The following is a 19067-nucleotide window of genomic DNA, read 5'->3' on the forward strand; positions in this document are numbered from 1 at the left end:
TCACGACACCACCTCCCCAACCACCAACGACTCAAGCCACCACTTGGCCAACCCAGAAACATTGGGCGCCTTGAGCAACGTGAAGTGATTCCCCCCGCCATACCAAACCTCAAAGCCATCCCCCTGCCCACGCCACCCCTCAATCATCGCCCCCTGCTCCCGCAGATTGCCCACCGCATCCAGCGCAGGATCCTGCGCCAACACCAACCTCACCACCCCGCCATACCGCCGCCCAGGCCGATACACCGTGCGCAACGCCGCCGCATACGTACGCGCCGGCCCCACCATCGCCTCCACCGCCGCCCGCGCGGGCAGCAATCCGACCGCCACCATCCCCGTATGCAACGCGAGCCGCTGCGTCACCTCATCGCGGCCGGCAAATTCCACCGGATCAATCCCCAGCGGCCGGCCGGCCGACAACTGCATCGCCTCGATCAACCGCAATAACGCCGCCGTCGATGTATACGGCCGTCCCACCACGCCATTGCCGCCCGGCGCTTCACTGTCGATCACCGTCAACGACGCCACCTCGCGCCCGGCCGCCTGCAAGCGCAGCGCCATCTCCAGCGCCACCCAGCCGCCGAACGAATGCCCGAGCAGATGCACCGGCCCATGCGGGCATTCCTGTTCCAGCGCCGTGAGGTAACACTGCGCCGCCGCCTCGACCTGGCTGTGAGGCACCGCCTCGCCGTCCAGCCCGCGCGGCTGCAGGCCGAACAGCGGCCAGTCACGCCCGAGCGCTTCGCCCAAGCCGACGAACCCGGTGACGCTGTCGCCCGCCCCCGGTACGCAGAACACCGGCGCAAACCCCGGTCGGCCGCTCTGGATACGCAGCAGCGGCTGATGGGCCGCCTGCGTCACCGGTAACGAGGCTGCCAGGGCAGCCGACATCGCAGCCCCCAGCTCGCGGATATGCGGCGCCTTCATCATGCTCTGATGCGTGCCAGGCACTTCGATCTGGCGCAGTTGCCCCGGCGCCAGCGCGTCGCTCCAGCCCAGGGAATCACTGCGCCGCGACAGCTCGGTGAGCCGCTCCTGCGCGCTGAACAAATGCACCGCCACCGGCAGCGGGAACAGGCTGTAATGGGCCAGCGCGTGCCCGTGGCCGACCTCGCGTTCGATGAAGCTGATCAAATCGGCGTCTTCGGCCGCCGCCATTTGCGGGTGCAGCAAACCTTCATCGCGACAACATTGCAGCAAGCCAGCAAGGTCCAGCTGTTGAGTGTCTGCTTCCAGTTGCGCCAGTCTTGCCACTTCATCAACACCTCCTTGTACGGTCCAATGTGCAGTGCACTGCAGTAGCAGATGCCGCTTGAGCGCCTGCGGTCCTTCCCAGCGCGCCTTGCCCTGGTCGGTCATGCGCGGCACGAAGCTGTCGATCAAGCCGAGGAACGCCACCGGCTCATCCAGCCCCAGCAACTGCATCGCCACTTCATAAGCGAGCACGCCGCCAAACGACCAGCCCGCGACCCGGTAAGGTCCGTGCGGCTGAATCTCGCGGATCAGGCCGACCATGCGCGCCGCCAGGCCTTCCATGGTGTTCAGGTGCGACTCGCCCAGCGCCAGGCCCGGCAAGCCGTAGATCGGGTAGTCACCGGCCAGATGCTGGCCCAGCGCCGGGAAATACACGTCCATGCCGCTGAACTCGTGCACCAGAAACAACGGCGGCTGCGTGCCGCTGCTGCGCACGGTGATCACCGTGGTGTCGCGCACCGTCTGCGCATTGCGCTGGCGCAGCATCGATGCCACGTTCGCCACGCTGGCGTGCTCGAACAGTTCGGCCAGGCTCACCGCAAGCCCTGCGTCCTCCATCAGGCTGACCAGACGGATCGCGAGCAATGAATGCCCGCCCAGTTCGAAGAAACTGTCATCGCGCCCCACCTGCTCCAGCTTGAGTACCTCGGCCCACAGGTGCGCCAGGGTCTGCTCCAGAGCATCGCGCGGTGCTTCGAACACGGCCCCGGCCAGGGCCTGCACAGCGGGAACCGGTAAGGCCTTGCGGTCGATCTTGCCGTTGCCGGTCAGCGGCAGCCGCGCCAGTGGCAGGTAGGCCGACGGCACCATGTAGTCCGGCAGTTGCGCCTGCAGATGGGCGCGCAGGCTGTCGCTGCCGACGGGTTCGCCCGCCCAGGTGAAATAGGCCACCAACCGCTTGTCACCCGGCACGTCTTCACGGGCCAGCACCACCACGTCCTGCAGTGCGGCGTGGGTCGCCAGGCGCGCTTCGATCTCGCCCAACTCGATGCGGAAGCCGCGAATCTTCACCTGATCGTCGTTGCGCCCGATGCACTCCAGCAGCCCGTCCGCCGTCCAGCGGCCCAGATCCCCGGTGCGGTACATTAGTGACCCGACATTGAACGGGTTTTGCACGAACTGTTCGGCGCTCAATTGCGCACGGTTCAGATAGCCCAGGGCCACGCCGTCGCCGCCAATGCAGATTTCTCCGCTCACGCCCACCGGTACCGGCTGCAACTGCGCATCCAGCACATAGACCCGGGTATTGGAAATCGGCCGGCCAATCGGCACGCTGTCGGCGTCCTCGGCCAGTGCGCGCACTTCATAAGTGGTCGCGTAGGTGGTGGTTTCCGTCGGCCCGTAGCAATGCACCAGGCGCAGCGCCGGTGCCCGCGCCAACAGGCTGCGGAACGCCGCCGGGTCGGCACGCTCGCCGCCGCACAACAGAATGCGCAACCCCGCCAGCGCATCGGGTATCAACTGCACGTACTGGTTGAACAAGGCCGTGGTGACGAACAGCACCGTCGCCCCCTCCAGCGCCGCGCCAAAGGCGGCCGGGTCGAGCAAGGTGGCGTGATCGATGACCTGCACCTGCCCGCCGTTGAGCAGCGGCCCCCACACATCCATGGTGCTGGCGTCGAACGCCGGGTTGGAGGCGAACGCCACGCGGTCACCGGCGTTGAAGTCGGCGTAGCCATTGTTGATGACCAGCCGGGTGATGCCACGGTGGGGCACCAGCACGCCCTTCGGCGTACCGGTGGAGCCCGAGGTGTACATCACGTAGGCCACACTGTCCGACGCCTGCGACAGGTCGGGGTTGTGCGCCGGTTGCGGATCGAACACCTCGGTGTCGAGGTCCAGGCGCGCAACCGTGTAGTCGACGGCGATGTCGCTGCGGGTCAGCAGCCGCACCGCGCCGCTGTCCTGCACCATGAAACCCTGGCGTTCGGCGGGCGCGTTGATGTCCAGCGGCACATAGGCGGCGGCACATTTCAATACGGCCAACTGGCCGACAATCAAGTCAATGCCGCGCGGCAGCAGGATCGCCACGCTGTCGCCGGCACACACGCCCAGGCCAAGCAGGTAATGGGCCAGACGGTTGGCGCGGGTGTTCAGCTCGCCGTAGCTCAAGCGCTGCTCGCCGTGCACCACCGCCAACGCACCGGGACGCGCCTGCGCCTGGGCCTCGAACAGACGTTGCACCGTGTGCGCACGGGGGAATTCCCGGTCCGTGGCATTGAATGTCTCGATCACTTGCCGGCGCTCGACGGCTGGCAGGATCGACACCGCACTGATGGCGCTGTCGACGTTATGCTCCAATGCCTCCACCAGGTGCTCCAGCGCCGTCTGCAGGTAATCGCACAAACGCTGCGCGCCCTGCCCTGCGGCCGTCAGGCTGAAACCGTCGCCCAGGTCGTCGACGCTCATCGACAGGCCGTAGCTGGAACGTTCCTCGGCCTCGAGCAGATGAATACCCTGCCACGCCATGGCGGCCTCGGCGCTCATCGCTGCCGCCGCCCCGGCACTGTGGCGATAGTTGAACAGCACGTTGAACAACGGCGTGTTCGCCGGCACGCTGCTGCAGCGTTGGGCCAGGGCCAGCGACGCGTGCTCATGACGGAGCAGGCGCGACAGGCGCGCATGGGTGTCGCGCAGCGCACTGCGCACCGAGTGTTCACCGAGGTCGACGCGCAGCGGCAAGGTGTTGATGAACACCCCCATCGCGCGCTCGGCGCCTTCGCCACCCTGCAGGCGGCCCAGCATCACGCTGCCGAACACCACGGTGTCGCGACCGGCCACCTTGCCCATCACCTGCGCCCAGCCCAGGTGCATCAGGCTGGCGGCACTCACACCCGCGCGGCGGGCCTGGGCACGCAGGCGCTGGCTCAGCGCGCTGTCGAGCAGGCGTTGCGCTTTTTCATCCGCGCCCGGCACACAGAGCAGGGTCGGCTCGTCGACCTGACCCAGCATGTCGCAAAAGAACGCTTCGTGCTCCTGCTCGGTCATGCCCAGCCGGGTCTGCGCCACGTAGTTGCGATAAGGCACCGCCGTTCCCAGTGCTGCGCCCTCGCCGCTCAGCAACGCCTGCATATCGTGCTTGAGGATTTCCAGGGTGACGTGGTCCATCACCAGGTGGTGAAACAGCAGGGTCGCGACCACGCCTTGTGCCTGCTCGGTGTAGACCAGGCGCATCACCGGCGCCTGAGTCAGGTCCAGGCGCTGCGGCAACGGCCCGCTTTCAACGCGCAGCGCGGCGCTACGCCACACCACTTGCACCGGTTCCTCAAGGCCTTCCCAGTGGAACGACGAGCGCAGGATGTCATGGCGCTGGATTACCGCCTGCAACGCCTCGGCAAAGGCCTGCAGCCGCACAACGTTGTCGAACGCAAATTGCGCCTGCAACACATACACATCACCCTGCTGCACTGCGCGGTGGTGATAGAGAATCCCCGCTTGCAGGGGCGCCAGCGGGTAGATGTCCTGCACATTCGCTGCACCGCCGGGGATGGCCGCAACCACCCGGTCGATGGCCGGCTGGTCCAGCGTCACCAGGGTCAGCATGTCCGGGGTGATCGCGCGGCAATCGGCGGCGATGCCGTTGGCCGGCACGGCCACTTCGCGACTGCCGCCCAGGGTTGCCGCCAGCGCTGCCAGCGTCGGCTGGCTGAACAACACGTTCACATCCGCCGACAAGCCAAGGTGCCGCAGGCGCCCCATCAGGCTGACGGCCATCAGCGAATGCCCACCCAGTTCGAAGAAGTTGTCGTGACGCCCTACGCGCTCCACCTCCAGAAGCTCGGCCCACAGGCTGGCCAGGGCGATTTCGGTATCCCCCTCGGGCGCCTCATAGTCGCGCGCCATCACCGATTCGGCGCCCGGCGCCGGCAGGGCCTTGCGGTCGAGCTTGCCGTTGGGGCTCAGCGGCAGCGCGTCCAGGTGCACAAACGCGGCCGGTACCATGAACGCCGGCAGGTGCTGCGCCAGATGATTGCGCAGCACATCGATGTCGCTCTGCTCGCCGGTGTAGTAAGCAATCAGGCGCTGTTCGCGGGCCAGCACCACGGCTTCGTTGACTGCCGGATGTTCGGTCAGCCGCGCCTGGATTTCCCCCAGTTCGATACGCAGGCCGTGGATCTTCACCTGGTCATCATTGCGCCCCAGGTATTCGAGGGTGCCGTCGGCCAGGTAACGACCGACATCGCCGGTGCGGTAAAGGCGCCCACCGGTAAATGGATCGTCGAGGAAGCGCTCGGCGCAAAGCTCGGGCCGGTTCAGGTAACCGCGCGCCACCTGCACGCCGCCGATGTACAGCTCGCCGACCACGCCGAGGGGCACCGGCTGCATCTGCGCATCCAGCACATACATGCGGGTATTGGCGATCGGTTTGCCGATCGGTGTGTTATCCGGCATCTCGGCGCGTATGCAGCGCCATGCCGTCACATCCACCGCCGCTTCGGTGGGGCCGTACAGGTTGTACAGGCCGATCCCCGGCAGTTGCTGTTTGAAGCGTCGCACCAGGCTGCCCGGCAGCGCTTCACCGCTGCACATCACCTGCCGCAGCCCCGCCGCCTGGCCGACATCGCCGTGGGCGAGGAACACATCGAGCATCGACGGCACAAAGTGCAAGGTGGTGATCGCTTCGGCTTCGATGACCTCGCACAGGTAGGCCGGGTCCTTGTGCCCGCCGGGACGCGCCATCACCAGTCGCGCACCGGTAAACAGCGGCCAGAAGAACTCCCACACCGACACGTCGAAGCTGAACGGGGTTTTCTGCAGCACCGCGTCAGCGGCCGTCAGGGCATATTCGTCCTGCATCCACAGCAGACGGTTGACCACCCCACTGTGGTCGTTGATCACGCCCTTGGGCTGGCCGGTGGAACCGGAGGTGTAGATCACATAGGCACTGGCCGCGACCACGTTCGGGTTAGCGACCGGCAGGTGCTGCCAGCACGGCACATCCAGCTCGACCACCGGGACTTCGCCGAGCAAACCACGGGTGGCGACCTGGGCCAGCACCACCTGTGGTGCGCTGTCCTGCAGCATGTAGGCAATGCGTTCGCGGGGATACGCCGGGTCCAACGGCACGTAGGCAGCACCGGCCTTGAGCACTGCGTACAGGGCGATGACCATGTCCAGGCCGCGCTCGGCGCACACCGCCACTCGCGCATCCGGTTGCACACCCAGCGCCAGCAGGTGATGGGCCAACTGGTTGGCCCGGGCATTGAGTTCGGCGTAGGTCAGTTGCCGGGTGCCGGCCTTGACCGCCAGCGCATGAGGCGTGCGCTCGACCTGCGCTTCGAACAGGCCGTGCACGGTCTGCTCGAGGTTGTAGTCGACGCTGGTCGCGTTGAATTCGAACAGCAACTGCTGACGCTCGCGCGCGCCCACCAGCGGCACGTGTTCGAGCACTGCCTGGTCGTCATCGACCATCGCCTGCAGCACGCGGGTGAGGTAACCGACGTAACGCTGCGCCGTCGCCTCGTCGAACAAGGCCACCGCGTATTCCAGCGTGCCGAGAATGCTGCCGCCGACTTCGCCCAGGCTCAGGGCCAGATCGAACTTGGCAAAGTGACTCTCCTCGACAATCGCTTCCAGCGTCAGGTCGCCCAGACGCAGGGCCGGCGCGCTGCTGTCCTGCCAGGTGAGCAGCGTCTGGAAGATCGGGCTGTGAGAGAGGCTGCGCGGCGGCCGCACGATTTCCACGACTTTTTCGAACGGCAGGTCCTGGTGCGACTGGGCGGCCAGAGTCACCGCCCTGACCCGCGCCAGCAGCGCCTCGGCGCTCGGCTCGCCGCTGGTGTCGATGCGCACCGCCAGGGTGTTGACGAACAGGCCGATCAGCCCTTCCACTTCGCTGCGCGTGCGGTTGGCCACCGGCGAACCGATCACCAGATCCTGCTGGCCGGACAAGCGCGCCAGCAATGAGGCCCAGGCACTCATCACGGTCATGTACAACGTCACGCCGTGACGCTGACTCAAGGCCTTGAGCCCGGCGCTCAGGCGATCGTCCAGGCGCACTTCGACGGTATTGCCGGCATAGTTCTGCTGCGCCGGGCGCGGGCGGTCGGTGGGCAGCGTCAGCAACGGCGGCGCACCGGCCAGGGCCTGCTGCCAATAAGTGCTTTGACGGTGCAGCACTTCGCCGCTCAACCACAGGCGTTGCCACACGGCAAAGTCGGCGTACTGGATCGCCAGTGGTGGCAGCGGGTCGGGCTGACCGTGACTGAACGCCTGGTACAGCGCCATCAGCTCACGGGTCAACACGCCCATGGACCAGCCATCGGAGACAATGTGGTGCAGGGTCAGCAGCAGCACATGATGATCGTCGGCCAGTATCACCAGGCGCCCACGCAGCAGCGGGCCGCGCTCCAGGTCGAACGGCGCCGAGGCTTCACCGTGGATCAACGCGTCCAGCGCCTGCTGCGGCTGCGGATGGCGACGCAGGTCCTGCACCTGCAGCGGCAGCACATCTTCCGGCGCTGCGATCAGCACCTGGGCGTCGTCACCGTGCTGGGCGAAACGACTGCGCAGGGTTTCGTGCCGCGCGACGATGCGCGCGAGGGCACGTTGCAGCGCCTGCACATGCAACTGACCACGCAAGCGCAGGCCAATCGGAATGTTGTAGGCGGTGTTGGCGCCTTCCAGCAGCGCCAGGAACCACAGGCGCTGCTGAGCGAACGACAGCGGCACCTCGTTATCCCGGTTGGCCGGCAGAATGTCCGGCAACACGCTGCGCCCCGCCAGGGCCAGCACCTGGGCGACCGCCGCCAGCTCGGGGTTGGCAAACAGGTCGGACAGCAGCAGCTCGACCCCCAGGCGCTGACGCACCTGGGACACCATGCGCATGGCCAGCAGTGAGTGCCCGCCCAGCTCGAAAAAGTGATCGCGACGCCCCACCTGCGCCACCTGCAGCACCTCCGCCCAGATCTGCGCGAGCACGCTTTCAATCTCACCCTGCGGCGCCTCGTAGTCGCGGATGAACAGCGCAGCCAGGTCCGGCGCGGGCAAAGCCTTGCGGTCCAGCTTGCCGTTGGCGGTCAGCGGCAGCGCATCAAGGCGCACGTAAGCGGCCGGGACCATGTAGTCCGGCAGGTGCGCGACGAGGTGGGCGCGAATCTCGCCGGCAGTCAGGCTGCCAGCCGACGGATGCTCGGTGAAATACGCCACCAGCCGCTCGTCACACACCAGCACCACGGCTTCCTGGATGCCCGGCAGTTGGTTGAGCCGGGTCTCGATTTCGCCGAGTTCGATACGCACGCCACGGATTTTCACCTGATCGTCGTTGCGGCCCAGGTATTCAAGGGTGCCATCGGGCAACCAGCGCGCCAGGTCGCCGGTACGGTACATGCGCCCGTGGTTGAAGGGGTCGCGCAGGAAGCGTTCGGCGGTCAGGTCCGGGCGGTTCAGGTAGCCACGCGCCACGCCGGTGCCGCCCACGTACAACTCACCGGCCACGCCCAGAGGCACCGGGCATTGCTGTTCGTCCAGCAAATACACCTGGGCATTGGCCACCGGCTTGCCGATATGCAGCGGCCGACCGACTTCGAGCAGGCCGGAGGTGGCGACCACCGTGGCTTCGGTAGGGCCGTAGTTATTGACTAGCGCAAAGGACTGCGCATGGCTGAACTGGCGCAGGCGGTCGCCGCCGATCAGCAGGGTGCGCAGGGTCGGGTGTTCGATGTGCTGACTGAAGGCGTATTCGGCCACCGGCGTGGGCAGAAAGCACACGTCCAAGGGTTGCGCGCACCACCAGGCCAGCAGCGCGTCGATGTCTTCGGCGCCGTCGTGGGCCGGCGGCAGGTGCAGGGTCGCGCCCACGCACAGTGCCGGCCAGACTTCCCAGGCCATCGCGTCAAAGCCGAAACCGGCAACGCTGGCGGTGTGGCACCCGGCGCACAGGTCGAAGGCGTGGCAATGCCAGTCCACCAGGTTGACCACGCTGTGGTGTTCCACCATCACGCCTTTGGGCAGGCCGGTGGAGCCGGAGGTGTAGATCACGTAAGCCAGGTTCGACGGCGCGACCGCAACCGCCGGATGCACAGGCTGATCCCAGGCACTGCCATCGAGTTCGATCACCGGCACGTCCACGGCGGGCAGGCGCTCGAGCAACGCATGCTGGGTGAGCACCGCTACCGGCGCGCAATCGCTGAGCAGATAAGCCAGGCGCTCGGCCGGGTGCGACGGGTCGACCGGCACATAACAGGCGCCGGCCTTGAGAATCGCCAGCAACCCGACCAGGGTGTCGAGGCCGCGCCGGGCAACGATGGCCACGCGGTCGTCGGGCTCTACGCCCAGGCCCAGCAAGTGATGAGCCAGGCCATTGGCATGGCGGTCGAATTCGGCGTAGGTCAGCTGCCGCTCACCCGCCTGCGCCGCAATCGCGTGGGGCGTGCGCGCCGCCTGGGCAACGAACCGGCCGTGCAGGGTTTGCTCGTCGCGAGCTGGCATCGCCGTCGCGTTGAAGTCCACCAGCACCTGCTGATGCTCGTGCTCATCCAGCAACGGCACTTGGGCCAGCACCGCCTGATCGTCCGCGACCATCGCCTGCAGCACGCGGGTGAAGTAACCGACGTAGCGGCGCACTGTCGATTCATCGAACAGCGCCACGGCGTATTGCAACGCGCCACTGATGCGGCCCTGCACTTCGCACAGGTCCAGGGTCAGTTCGAACTTGGCAAACAGGTTCTGTTGGGCAACGTTTTCCAGGGTCAGGTCGCCCAGCGACAGTGCTGGCGCGCTGCTGTCCTGCCACGCCAGCAAGGTCTGGAACACCGGCGTATGGGCCAGGCTGCGCACCGGCCGGGTGATCTCCACCACCTGTTCGAACGGCAGGTCCTGATGGGCCTGGGCCGCCAGGCTCTGCGCCTTGACCCGCGCCAGCAGCGCTTCAGTGCTGGGCTCGCCGGACGTGTCGATGCGCACCGCCAGGGTGTTGACGAACAGGCCGATCAGCCCCTCGACTTCACTGCGCGTGCGGTTGGCCACCGGCGAACCGATCACCAGGTCGTGCTGACCGGACAAGCGCGCCAGCAACGCCGCCCAGGCACCCATCAACGTCATGTACAGCGTCACGCCATGGCGCTGACTCAAGGCCTTGAGGCCGGCGGTCAAGCGTTCGTCAAGGCGCACCTCGACGCTGCCGCCAGTGTAGTCCTGCTGCGCCGGACGCGCGCGGTCAGTGGGCAAGGTGAGCAAGGCCGGCGCACCGGCCAGGGCCTGCTGCCAATAATCGCTCTGACGCTGCAGAACCTCGCCGCTCAACCACAGGCGTTGCCACACGGCAAAGTCGGCGTACTGGATCGCCAGCGGCGGCAGCGGGTCGGGTTGACCGTGGCTGAACGCCTGGTACAGCGCCATCAGCTCGCGGGTGAGCACGCCCATGGACCAACCATCGGAGACAATGTGGTGCAGGGTCAGCAGCAGCACATGATGATCGTCGGCCAGTACCACCAGACGCCCGCGCAGCAGCGGGCCGTGTTCCAGGTCGAACGGCGCCGAGGCGTCCTGGTGAATCAGGGCCTGCAGGGCGTGTTGCGGTTCGGCGTGATGGCGCAGGTCCTGCACGTGCAGCAGCGCCCCCTCCTCCACCGGCACGGTCAGCACCTGGGTATCGTCGCCGTACTGGACAAACCGGCTGCGCAGGGTGTGATGGCGCACCACAATACGCGCCAGCGCCTGTTGCAAGGCATCTGCCTGCAACGGCCCGCGCATGCCCAGGGCGATGGGAATGTTGTAGGCACTGTTGCCGCCGTCCATGCGCGCCAAAAACCACAGGCGCTGCTGGGCGAACGACAGCGGCACGTCGCTGTTGCCGCTGATCGGCAGAATATCCGGCAAGGTGCTGCGCCCGGCCTCGGCCAGCACCTGAGCGACCGCCGCCAGTTCGGCATTGGCAAATAGATCGGCCAGCAGCAGCTCGACCCCCAGGCGCTGGCGAATCTGCGAGACCATGCGCATCGCCAGCAACGAATGCCCGCCCAATTCAAAGAAATGATCGCGTCGGCCCACGCGCTCCACCTGCAAGACATCGGCCCAGATCTGCGCCAGCAGCGTCTCGATGTCGCCCTCGGGGGCCTCGTAGTCACGGCTGAACACGGCGGCGCTGTCCGGTGCCGGCAGGGCCTTGCGGTCGAGTTTGCCGTTGGCGGTCAGCGGCAGCGCGTCGAGTTTCATGTAGGCGACCGGGACCATGTAGTCCGGCAAATGCGCCACCAGGTGCGCTCGGAGGGTGCCGACATCCTGGGGTTCGAGTTGCGGGTTCTCGGTAAAATACGCCACCAGCCGCTCTTCACGCACCAGCACCACGGCTTCCTGAATGCCTGGCAACTGGTTGAGCCAGGTTTCGATTTCGCCGAGTTCGATGCGCATGCCGCGAATCTTCACCTGGTCGTCGTTGCGTCCCAGGTACTCGATATTACCGTCGGGCAACCAGCGCGCCAGGTCGCCGGTGCGGTACATGCGGCCCTGGCTGAACGGGTCCTGCAGGAAGCGTTCGGCGGTCATTTCGGGCCGGTTGAGGTAACCGCGCGCCACACCGCTGCCGCCCACATACAACTCCCCGGCCACGCCCAACGGCACCGGACGCTGTTGTGCGTCGAGCAGGTAGACCCGCGCATTGGCGATGGGTTTGCCGATGTGCAAGGCACGGCCCGCCTCGACCTTGCCGGAGGTGGCGACCACCGTGGCTTCGGTGGGCCCGTAGTTGTTGATCACCTCGAAGGTTTGCCCACGGTTGAACGCGCGCAGGCGGTCGCCGCCGATCAGCAGGGTGCGCAGGGTCGGGTGGTCGATCTGCTGGCTGAAGGCGTACTCGGCCACCGGCGTGGGCAAAAAGCACACGTCCAGAGGTTGCGCGCACCACCAGCCCAGCAGCGCGTCGATGTCTTCGGCGCCGTCACTGGCCGGCGGCAGGTGCAGGGTCGCGCCCACGCACAGCGCCGGCCAGACTTCCCAGGCCATCGCGTCAAAGCCGAAACCGGCGACGCTGGCGGTGTGGCGTCCGGCGCGCAGGTCGAAGGCGCGGCAATGCCAGTCCACCAGGTTGGCCACGGTGTGGTGCTCGACCATCACGCCCTTGGGCAGGCCGGTGGAACCGGAGGTGTAGATCACATACGCAAGGTTCGACGGCATAACCGCGACCTGCGGATTGCTTGCCGAGTGATGCTGCCAGGTGTAGCGGTCCAGATTGATCACCGGCACGTCCAGCGCGGGCAGGCGCTCGAGCAACGCATGCTGAGTGAGTACCGCCACCGGTGCGCTGTCGCTGAGCAGGTAGGCCAGGCGTTCGGCCGGGTGCGAGGGGTCGACGGGCACGTAGCAGGCGCCGGACTTGAGGATCGCCAGCAAGCCGGCCAGGGTGTCCAGGCCGCGGCGGGCGACGATGGCGACGCGGTCATCCGGTTTCACGCCCAGCGCCAGCAGGTGATGGGCCAGCAGGTTGGCCTGCTGGTTCAACTCGGCATAGGTCAACTGGCGGCCTTGATGCACGGCGGCGATGGCATCCGGCGTCAGCGCAGCCTGGATTTCGATGCGCCCATGCAGGGTGGTGCCCTGGGGGAAATCGGCGGCGGTCGCGTTGAGTGTTTCCAGCAGCAGGTGTTGCTCGGCCGCGGGCACCACCGGCAGTTGATCGAGCGCGGTGTGCGGTGCCTGCTCCAGGGCCGTCACCAGGTTTTCCAGGGCGGTTTGCAGATAGGCGCAGACGCGTTGCGGGTCGACCTGGGTGCTGGCCAGCAAGCTCAGGCCGAAACCGTCGCCCAGGTCATCGACGCTAAGGGTCAGCGGGTAATTGGTGCGTTCCTCGGCGCGCAGTGCCGAGATGCCCTGCCAGGCCGCAACCGCTTCGGCACTCGCCGCCGGGGCACTGTGGCGATAGTTGAGCAACGCGCTGAACAACGGCGTGGGCGCGGTCACGCCGCTGCAACGCTGGGCCAGGGCCAGCGCTGCATGCTCATGGCGCATCAAGGTGGTCAGCCGCGCGTGGGTGGCCTTGACCCCGGCGCGTACCGCCTGACCGTCGACGTCGACGCGAAACGGCAGGGTATTGATGAAAATACCCAAGGCGCGGTCCGTGGCATGGCTGCCCTGCATACGCCCCATCAGCACGGTGCCGAACACCACCTGTTGCTTGCCGGCCAGTGCGCCCAACACCTGGCCCCAGCCCATGTGAAACAGGCTCGCGGCGCTCACCCCCAATAACCGCGCCTGCGTGCGCAGGCGCTGGCACAACTCGGCCGCCAGCGGCAGGCTGACCTCGGCAATGCCGCGCGCATCGCCCTGCACATCCTGCAGGCCAAATGGCAGCGTCGGCTCACTGATGTCGCCAAGCATCTGCCGGAAGAAGCTTTCGTGTTCCTGCTCGCTGATGCCCAGACGGGCCTGCGCCACATAGTTGCGAAACGGCACGGCCTGGCCCAGCACCGCGCCCTGCCCCAACAGGCAGGCCTGCATTTCGTGGCACACCACGTCAAGGGCGCTGTGATCCAGGGCCATGTGATGGAACAGCAAGGTAGCGACGAGGCGCTGGTTGGCCAGGTCCTCGGCGTATACCAGGCGCAGCAGCGGCGCCTGCGTCACATCCAGCCGGTAGTGCCGGGCGTCGAAGCGCGCGTGCAGTTGCGCGGCGATATCGCCGTCGGCCGGGTCCAGCTCAAGGGCCTGCACCGGCAGGCGCGCCTGGCGCCACACCACTTGCGAGGGCTGTTGCAGACCGTCCCACACCACGCCGGTGCGCAGAATATCGTGCCGGTCCATGACACTTTGCAGCGCCTGGGCAAACGCCTCGAAACGCTCAAGGCTGTCGAAGGCGAACTGCGACTGCATCACATAGGGGTCGCCCTGTTCGGCGCTGACGTGGTGAAACAGAATGCCTTCCTGCAGCGGCGCCAGCGGGTAAATGTCCTGGATATTCGCCACGCCGCCGTCGACGCTGGCGACAATGCGCTCGATCTCTTCCTGGCTCAGGGTGGACAGGGTCAGCATGTCCGGGGTGATGCGCGTTGCGCCAGCGGGGATGCCATTGGCCGGCACCGGTACCTCACCGGCCTTGGTCGCTGTGTAGTCGCCGGCCTTGATCAACTCGATCAGCGCCGGTTTGTGCTCGCGCAGCGCGGCGAGTATCGCCGGCTCGCTCAATGCCTGTTTGTTGCCTTGCACCGACAACTGTTCGCCCTTGAGGGCCAGTTGGATGTCCTTGGTTTTCAGCGTCGCCAGCAGTTGATTGAGGCTCATAGGACGATCTCCATTCGTTCGGTTATAGCGGCGTAGCCGGCCAGGGTTGGCTGTTCGAACAGCGCCCGCACATCGGCTTCCATGCCTTCCTGGCGCAAGCGCCCGATCAAGCTCACGGCGAGCAGCGAATGCCCACCCAGTTCAAAGAAATTGTCATGTCGCCCTACCCGCTCCACCTTGAGCAGCTCGGCCCACAGCGCGGCCATCAGGGTTTCGGTGGCGCCTTCGGGCGTTGCGTACTCACGCACACTCATCGCCTGCAGGCCGGGTTCGGGCAGCGCCTTGCGGTCGAGCTTGCCGTTGGGGCTCAGGGGCAAGGCGTCCAGGTGCACGAACAGCGCGGGCACCATGAAGTCCGGCAGGTGCTGCAGCAGGTGCGCACGCAGGCTGTCGATCTCGGCCGGTGCGCCGGTGTAATAGGCGACCAGGCGTTCGTCACGGGCCATCACCACTGCATCCTTGACCGCCGGATGCTCGATCAGCCGCGCCTGGATCTCGCCCAGCTCGATGCGCAGGCCACGGATCTTCACCTGGTCATCGTTGCGCCCCAGGTACTCGATATTACCGTCGGGCAAGTGGCGGCCGATGTCGCCGGTGCGGTACATACGGCCGCCGTTGAACGGGTCATCGAGGAAGCGTTCGGCGCTGAGGTCCGCGCGGTTGAGATAACCGCGTGCCACCTGCACCCCGCCAATGAACAGCTCACCCACCACCCCCAGAGGCACTGGCTGCAACTGCGCATCCAGCACGTACATGCGGGTGTTGGCGATGGGTTTGCCGATGGGCGTGTTGTCCGGTACGTCCGCACGCGCACAATTCCACGCGGTGACGTCCACCGCCGCCTCGGTCGGGCCATACAGGTTGTACAGGCCGATGTCCGGCAACTGCTGCTTGAAGCGTCGCACCAGGCTGCCCGGCAATGCCTCGCCGCTGCACATCACCTGCCGCAGCGCCGCCGCCTGGCTGACATCGCCATGGGCGAGGAACACATCGAGCATCGACGGCACAAAGTGCAGCGTGGTGATGCGCTCGGCCTGGATCACCTCGCACAGGTACGCCGGCTCCTTGTGCCCGCCCGGACGCGCCATCACCAGGCGTGCGCCGGTAAACAGCGGCCAGAAGAACTCCCACACCGACACGTCGAAGCTGAACGGGGTTTTCTGCAACACCGCATCGTCGGCGTTGAGGCCATAGGCGTCCTGCATCCACAGCAGGCGGTTGACCACGCCCGCATGCTCGTTGATCACGCCCTTGGGCTGGCCGGTGGAGCCGGAGGTGTAGATCACGTAGGCCTGGTGCCGTGCGGTCAGCGCCGGCACCTCGGGGTTGGTGGCGCGCTGGTGCTGCCAGGTGCCGTGGTCGAGGTCGATCACCGGCACATTCCCCAGCAGTGCACGCGTGGCGGATTGGGCCAGCACCACCACCGGCGCGCTGTCGTGCAGCATGTAGGCGATGCGCTCCTGGGGATAGGCCGGGTCGAGCGGCACATAACCGCCGCCGGCCTTGAGGATCGCGAACAGGCCCACCACCATGTCCAGGCCACGCTCCACGCAAATGCCCACCCGCGTATCCGGCTGCACGCCGAGGTCACGCAGGTGATGGGCCAAACGGTTGGCGCGCTCGTTGAGTTGCTGGTAGGTCAGCTGTTGATGATCAGCCTTCACCGCCACCGCGTGCGGCGTACGCACCACTTGCGCTTCGAACAGGCCGTGCAGGGTCTGGTCGAGGTTGTAAGCCACCTCGGTGGCGTTGAAGCCCTGCAGCACTTGCCGACGTTCCTGCTCGCCGAGGATCGACAGGCGATTGATCGGCTGCTGCGGCGCCTGCTCCAGCGCTTCGACCAGGCGGGCCAAAGCCGTCTGCATGTAGCCGCACACCCGTTGCGCGTCCAGGCGGGCCAGAGCAGTGACATCGTAACCGTCGCCCAGGTCGTCCACATTCAGGCTCAGCGGGTAGTTGGTGCGCCCGTCGTTGGCCAGGGTCTGCATGCCTTGCCAGGCCTGCTGTGCTCCAGCCGAGCGCGTGGCCATGCCGCGATGGCGGTAGTTGAGCATTGAACTGAACAGCGGCGCCGGGACCGCCACGCCACTGCAACGCTGGGCCAGCGCCAGGGAGGCATGCTCATGCCCAAGCAATGCGCTGAGTCGATCATGGGTGGCGCGCACCGCCGTCTTGACGCCCTGAGCGTCGATATCCAGACGCAACGGCAAGGTATTGATAAACACCCCCAACGCACGGTCGGCGCCTTCGCCACCTTGCAGGCGGCCCACCAGCACGGTGCCGAATACCACGTTGTGGCGACCGGATGTCGCGGCCAGCACTTGGGCCCAGGCCAAATGGAACAGGCTCGCGGTGCTCACCCCCAGTAAACGAGCCTGGGCACGCAGGCCGCGATTCAATTGGGCGTCCAGACGCAGGCTGTATTCTTCGATTTGATGGCCGTCGCCGCGCACGTCCTGCCAACCGAACGGCAACGTCGGCTCGTCAATGTCGCCGAGCATGTCGCGGAAAAATGCTTCGTGCTCCTGCTCGCTGACGCCCAACAGCGCCTGGGCCACATAGTTGCGATACGGCATCGGCGCTGCCGTGGGCGCGCCGTGGCCGAGCAGATGGCCCTGCATTTCGCGCAGCACCACATCGAATGCCGTGTGGTCCAGGGCGATATGGTGATAGAGCAACACCACCGCTACGCGCCCGTTGGCCGGATCCTGGGCATAGTTCACGCGGATCAGCGGCGCCTGGCTGATGTCCAGACGAAAGCGCCGCGCATCGAAGCGTTCATGCAGCCCTGCCAGTACGTCGCCTTGCAGGTGCAGTTCCATCATGCTCAATCGGGCTTCGCGCCACACCACTTGCAGGGGTTGCGCCAGGCCTTCCCACACCACGCCGGTACGCAAGATATCGTGACGGTCGATCACCTGTTGCAACGCCGCTGCAAAGGCGTCCAGACGCTCGAGGCTGTCGAAGGCCAGGTGCGATTGCAGCAGGTACGGGTCGCCTTGCCCGGCGCTGATGTGGTGGTAAAGGATGCCCTCCTGCAACGGCGCCAGCGGGTAAATATCCTGCACATTGGCGGCGCCACCCGGTACCTGCGCGACCACCTGATCGATCGTCGATTGGTCGAGGCTGACCAGCGCCAGCATGTCCGGCGTGATGCGTTGGCAATCGGCCGCAATACGGTTGGCCGGCACCTGCACTTCGCGCCCGCTGCCCACGGCAGCGGCCAGCGCAGCCAGGGTCGGCTGGCTGAACAGCACGCGCACATCGGCGCTCAGGCCGACCTGACGCATGCGCTCGATCAGGCTCACGGCCAGCAACGAATGCCCGCCCAGCTCGAAGAAGTGGTCATGGCGACCGACTTGCTCCACCTGCAACACCTCGGCCCAGATGCGCGCCAGGGTGGTTTCGACGTCACCCTGCGGGGCTTCGTACGCGCGGCTGAGCAAGGCGGATTGATCCGGCTCCGGCAGCGCCTTGCGGTCCAGCTTGCCGTTGGCGGTCAGCGGCAACGCATCCAGGCGCATATAGGCGACCGGCACCAGCGCCTCGGGCAACTGCGCCTGCAGGTGCGCGCGCAGGCTCTCGATATCCAGCGCGCGCTGCTCGGTGAACCAGGCCAGCAGGCGGCCTTCGCGCACCAGCACCACCGCTTCGCGAATGCCATCCAGGGCCGCCAGGCGGCTTTCGATTTCACCGAGTTCCACGCGCATGCCGCGCACTTTCACCTGATCGTCGTTGCGGCCCAGGTATTCCAGGTTGCCGTCGGGCAGCCAGCGCACCAGGTCGCCGGTGCGGTACATACGGCCCTCGTTGAACGGGTCTTGCAGGAAGCGTTCGGCGGTCAGGTCCGGGCGGTTCAGGTAACCGCGCGCCACGCCGCTGCCGCCCACGTACAACTCACCGGCCACGCCCACCGGCACCGGGCGCAGTTGGGCATCCAGCACGTAGCTGGTGGCGTTGGCCACGGGCCGGCCGATGTGCAGGACCTGCCCGGCGCGCATGCGGCCGGAGGTCGCGACCACCGTGGCTTCGGTGGGGCCGTAGTTGTTGATCACCGCAAAGCGCTGCTCGTGGGTGAACTGGCGCAGGCGATCGCCGCCGATCAGCAGCGTGCGCAAGGTCGGGTGCTGCAGCGGCTGCCCGAACGCGTATTCGGCCACTGGCGTGGGCAGAAAGCTCACGTCCAGCGGTTGCGCCAGCCACCAGGCCAGCAGTTCGTCGATGTTTTCATTGCCTACGTAAGCGGGCGGCAGGTGCAGGGTCGCGCCCACGCACAGCGCCGGCCAGACTTCCCAGGCCATCGCATCGAAGCCGAAGCCGGCTACGCTGCTGGTATGTCCTGAAGCTTTCAAGCCGAAGGCCGCGCAGTGCCAATGCAGCAGATTCTCGACACTGCGGTGTTCCACCATCACACCCTTGGGCTGGCCGGTGGAGCCGGAGGTGTAGATGACGTAGGCCAGGTGCGCCGGGGTCAGGTTGGGCAATTGTGGATTGCTGACGGGATGCTGCTGCCAGCGCGGGTCATGCAGGTCGACGCTGTTGACTTCGCCCAGCAGCGCACGGGTGCTGGCTTCGGCCAGTACCGCCACCGGCGCGCTGTC

2 protein-coding genes (1 of these 2 cut by a window edge) are annotated in these 19067 nt (G+C 66.6%); both read right to left on the reverse strand.

The features are described from left to right. The gene (locus tag ACXX81_RS12225) at positions 1–14466 is read right to left on the reverse strand and encodes a non-ribosomal peptide synthetase (RefSeq protein ID WP_458571752.1); all 14466 of its coding nucleotides are present in this window, start codon (positions 14464–14466) and stop codon (positions 1–3) included. After that, a protein-coding gene (locus ACXX81_RS12230; protein ID WP_458571753.1) for a non-ribosomal peptide synthetase crosses the window boundary here: on the reverse strand, positions 14463–19067 show its 3' portion. Its footprint extends 8310 nt past the window's final position; only the last 4605 of its 12915 coding nucleotides appear in the window; its start codon lies beyond the right edge, outside the window — the gene reads right to left on this strand; its stop codon occupies positions 14463–14465. Before ACXX81_RS12230 ends, ACXX81_RS12225 begins: the two co-directional genes overlap by 4 nt.

Source organism: Pseudomonas sp. GNP013, assembly GCF_054343995.1.